The organism is Streptomyces sp. 13-12-16, from assembly GCF_002114215.1.
Taxonomy (GTDB): Bacteria; Actinomycetota; Actinomycetes; order Streptomycetales; family Streptomycetaceae; genus Streptomyces.
On record NZ_NCTE01000546.1, the window covers coordinates 1 to 3,889 of the forward strand.

6 protein-coding genes are annotated in these 3,889 nt (G+C 71.6%); 2 read left to right on the forward strand and 4 right to left on the reverse strand.

All coding sequences use genetic code 11. The features are described 5' to 3' along the window. Positions 1-95: 95 nt before the first annotated feature. The gene (locus B7767_RS22150) at positions 96-1,715 is read right to left on the reverse strand and encodes an ABC-F family ATP-binding cassette domain-containing protein (RefSeq protein ID WP_085573739.1); all 1,620 of its coding nucleotides are present in this window, start codon (positions 1,713-1,715) and stop codon (positions 96-98) included. Between the two features lie 146 nt (positions 1,716-1,861). Here B7767_RS22150 and B7767_RS22155 point away from each other — a divergent pair, with 146 nt between their 5' ends. Beyond that, positions 1,862-2,683 (forward strand): methyltransferase domain-containing protein, encoded by an 822-nt coding sequence (locus B7767_RS22155; protein ID WP_085573740.1) that lies wholly within the window; start codon positions 1,862-1,864, stop codon positions 2,681-2,683. A 42-nt stretch (positions 2,684-2,725) separates the two neighbouring features. Next, a complete protein-coding gene (locus B7767_RS22160) occupies positions 2,726-2,896 on the forward strand; it encodes a hydrophobic protein (RefSeq protein ID WP_085573741.1) in 171 nt (56 codons plus the stop codon). Between the two features lie 70 nt (positions 2,897-2,966). On the opposite strand, the gene B7767_RS22165 is transcribed toward B7767_RS22160, so the two are convergent. From B7767_RS22165 to B7767_RS22175, 3 genes are all read right to left on the reverse strand, one after another. Further along, a complete protein-coding gene (locus tag B7767_RS22165) occupies positions 2,967-3,260 on the reverse strand; it encodes a gas vesicle protein K (RefSeq protein ID WP_085573748.1) in 294 nt (97 codons plus the stop codon). A gap of 59 nt (positions 3,261-3,319) precedes the next feature. Continuing rightward, a complete protein-coding gene (locus B7767_RS22170) occupies positions 3,320-3,508 on the reverse strand; it encodes a gas vesicle protein (protein WP_085573742.1) in 189 nt (62 codons plus the stop codon). Further along, a partial coding sequence (locus tag B7767_RS22175; RefSeq protein WP_179167235.1) for a GvpL/GvpF family gas vesicle protein occupies positions 3,505-3,889 on the reverse strand: 385 nt, incomplete at its 5' end. The genes B7767_RS22175 and B7767_RS22170, both read right to left, overlap by 4 nt.

Genomic DNA, 3,889 nt, shown 5'->3' on the forward strand with positions numbered 1-3,889 from the left:
CCCCAGCCGCCCCTCCCCCCGGGGGCTTCGCCCGGACCCCCGTGCGCGCCCGGGCGGCGGAGCCGCGTGCCGGTGCGGCCCCGCGCCCCTCCGGGTCAGCGCGCCCGCTCCACCCGGCGTTCGTCCCACACCGGTTCGGGGGTCTCCCGGACCCTGCCGTCGCCGCCGAAGACCAGGAAGCGGTCGAAGGAGCGGGCGAACCAGCGGTCGTGGGTGACGGCGAGGACCGTGCCCTCGAAGCCCTCCAGGCCTTCCTGGAGGGCTTCGGCCGATTCCAGGTCGAGGTTGTCGGTCGGCTCGTCGAGGAGCAGGGCCGTGACGCCCTGGAGCTCCAGGAGCAGGATCTGGAAGCGGGCCTGCTGGCCGCCGGAGAGACGGTCGAAGGCCTGCTCGGCCTGCTGGGTCAGCTCGTACCGCCGCAGACGTGACATGGCGGCGCCCCGGTCCTGGGAGTGTTCGGTCCACAGGATGTCCAGGAGGGTGCGGCCCAGCAGTTCGGGATGGGCGTGGGTCTGCGCGAAGTGTCCGGGCAGCACGCGCGCGCCGAGTCTCCAGTTCCCGGTGTGGGCCACGCCGTCGCCGGCGAGCAGCCGCAGGAAGTGCGACTTGCCGGAGCCGTTGGAGCCGAGCACGGCGACCCGTTCGCCGTAGAAGACCTCCAGGTCGAAGGGTTTCATCAGGCCGGTGAGTTCGAGCCCCTCGCAGGTGACGGCGCGTACACCGGTGCGGCCGCCCTTCAGACGCATCCTGATGTCCTGCTCGCGCGGGGGCTCCGGCGGGGGGCCGGCCTCCTCGAACTTGCGCAGCCTGGTCTGGGCCGCGCGGTAGCGGGACGCCATGTCGTGGCTGTTCTCGGCGGCCTGGCGCAGCGTCAGGACCAGCTTCTTCAACTGGGCGTGCTTCTCGTCCCAGCGGCGGCGCAGTTCCTCGAAGCGGGCGAAGCGTTCCCGCCGGGCCTGGTGGAAGGTGGCGAAGCCGCCGCCGTGCACCCATGCGTCGGCGCCCGCGGGGCCCGGTTCCAGGGAGACGATCTTCTGGGCGGCGCGGGCGAGGAGTTCGCGGTCGTGGGAGACGAAGAGGACGGTCTTGCGGGTCTCGGCGAGCCGTTCCTCCAGCCAGCGCTTGCCGGGTACGTCGAGGTAGTTGTCCGGCTCGTCGAGCAGCAGCACCTCGTCGGTGCCGCGCAGGAGCGCCTCGAGCACCAGGCGCTTCTGTTCGCCCCCGGAGAGGGTGCGGACCTCGCGCCACTGCGCCTTCTCGTACGGCACGCCCAGCGCGGCCGTGGTGCAGATGTCCCACAGCGTCTCGGCCTCGTACCCGCGCGCCTCGGCCCAGTCTGCGAGGGCCTGCGCGTACGCCAGCTGGGCGGCCTCGTCGTCGACGGTCATGATCGCGTGTTCGGCGGTGTCGACGGCGCGGGCGGCCTCGCGGATCCTGGGCTGCGCCACGGACACCAGCAGGTCGCGCACCGTCGTGTCGTCCCGTACGGAACCGACGAACTGGCGCATGACGCCGAGGCCGCCGGTGACGGTGACGGAGCCGCCGTGCGGCTTCAGCTCGTCGGCGAGGAGGCGCAGCAGGGTGGTCTTGCCCGCGCCGTTGGGTCCGACGAGGGCCACGACGGCCCCCTCCCCCACCCGGAAGGAGACATCGCCCAGCAGCGCCCTCCCGTCGGGGAGGTGGTACTCGAGGTGCGCGGCTTCCAGATGACCCATGGTGGGGATTGTGCGGGGTCGTCGGCGCAGGTGGCAAACGGGTTTCGACCGGGACGGCGTCCAATATGTGAAACGCGGGTCTCATCATGCGGCTGCCGGGCGTAGCGTGAGGGCCCTCCTACGAGAGTGGAAGGGGTGGGTTCGTCATGCCGGAAGCGCGGGAGACCGCCGTCTACACGCACGGCCACCACGAGTCGGTGCTGCGGTCGCACACCTGGCGGACCGCCGAGAACTCGGCGGCGTATCTCCTCGGGGCGCTCAAGCCCCACATGCGGATCCTGGACATCGGGTGCGGGCCCGGCACCATCACCGCGGATCTGGCGGGGCTCGTTCCCGACGGGCACGTCACCGGACTCGACCGGGAGCCGGGAATCCTGGAGCGGGCCCGGACGGTGGCCGGCGAGCGGGGGCTGACGAACACCGACTTCACGGTGGGGGACGTGCACGCGCTGGACTTCCCGGACGACACGTTCTGCGTGGTCCACGCCCATCAGGTGCTCCAGCACGTGGGCGATCCGGTGGGGGCGCTGCGCGAGATGCGGCGGGTGACCAGGCCGGGCGGGTTCGTCGCCGTCCGGGACTCGGACTACGCGGCGATGACCTGGTATCCCCCGTCGGCGGGCATGGACGACTGGCTGGACCTCTACCGGCGGGTGGCCCGGGCGAACGGCGGCGAGCCGGACGCCGGGCGGCGGCTGAAGTCCTGGGCGCTCGCCGCCGGCTTCACGGACGTCACCGCGACCTCCGGCACCTGGACCTTCTCGACCGCCGGGGAGCGGGCCTGGTGGAGCGGTCTGTGGGCGGACCGCACCGTGGCGTCGGCCTATGCCGAGCGGGCGGTCGACGGCGGCCACGCCACCCGGCAGCAACTGCGGGAAGCGGCCGGGGCGTGGCGGGAGTGGGGCGACCGGGACGACGGCTGGTTCAGCGTGCTGCACGGCGAGATTCTCTGCCGCAAGGAAGCCTGAACCGCGTTTTCCGGGACACCAGGATGTCAGGAGGTTGACATTATGGTTCCCGTTCTTCTGGTCCTGTTGCTGGCGCTGATCCTTTTCGGTGCCGGATTCGCGGTAAAGGTTCTCTGGTGGATCGCCCTGGCGGTTCTCATCGTGTGGCTCCTGGGGTTCTTCATGCGCGGCACGTCGGCGGGCGGAGGCAGGGGCCGGTGGTACCGGTGGTGAGACGGCGGAAGACCACGGTGAGATGACGGAAGGCCCCCGGGACCCGGTCCCGGGGGCCTTCTTCCGGGGCTCAGTCCCGGGGGAGCAGCGGTCCGAGCGGCCCGAGGTCCAGGTTCAGGTCCTCGGGCCGCAGTCCGTAGCGGTTCCGCAGCTCCGCCATGCGGTCCTCGAGCAGCATCAGGGTGAGCCCGACCCGCTCCTCCTGCTCCTCGGTCAGGTCCCCCTCGTCGAACCGGCGCACCGCCTGCCGCTCCATGAGCTGGCGCAGCAGTTCCACGACGGTGAGCACCAGCTTGATCAGGTCGCGTTCGACCGTGTCCGGCTCCAGGTCCAGGCTCCTGTGCCGGCTGCCGTGCGGCTCGATGTGCGATCCGAGGTGCGCTTCGACGGGCGATTCGACGTGCCGGTCGTCGGGGGCTGCCGTCACGGCGACTCCTCGAAGGGGGACGGGACCCGTGCGTTCACCGAGCTGATGAGCGCGTTGAGGTCGATACGGACCAGGTCGACGTCCGCGATGCGCAGCGTGATGTCCCCCTTGATGACGACCCCGCCGGCCAGGAGCCGGTCGAGCAGGTCCACCAGGGCTATCTCGCGGCGTTCGACGACGGTCACGTGCCCTCCTTCTCGGCGGTCTCCTCACCGGCGAACGAATAGGCGGCCCAGGGGCCGGTGAGTTCGACGCGTATTCCGGGCGCGTCGTCCTTCGTGTGCTCCACCTTTTCCACGAATTCCTCGGAATTCACCCGGGGGACGAGGTAGGCGGCGTTGAGCACATTGCGCCCGGAGGCGCCGGAGAGCGTGGGATTCTGCGGTGCGTGCAGCCGGGATTCCTCGGCGGCCCCGGAAAGGGTCTCGTGCAGCCGGGTCGCGAACGTCTCGGCGCGCTGCCACAGATCGTCCTGCGTCTTCGTCCGCTCCCGCCGCTGCCGCAGGTAGTCCCGGCCGGACACCGGTTTCGGCGCGGGCGCGGCGGGGGGGGCCGGCGGCCCCCCC

Coding starts and splice junctions, on each gene's coding strand:
- B7767_RS22150 (WP_085573739.1), bottom strand. CDS start 1,715: ATGGGTCATCTGGAAGCCGCGCACCTCGAGTACCACCTCCCCGACGGG.
- B7767_RS22160 (WP_085573741.1), top strand. CDS start 2,726: ATGGTTCCCGTTCTTCTGGTCCTGTTGCTGGCGCTGATCCTTTTCGGT.
- B7767_RS22155 (WP_085573740.1), top strand. CDS start 1,862: ATGCCGGAAGCGCGGGAGACCGCCGTCTACACGCACGGCCACCACGAG.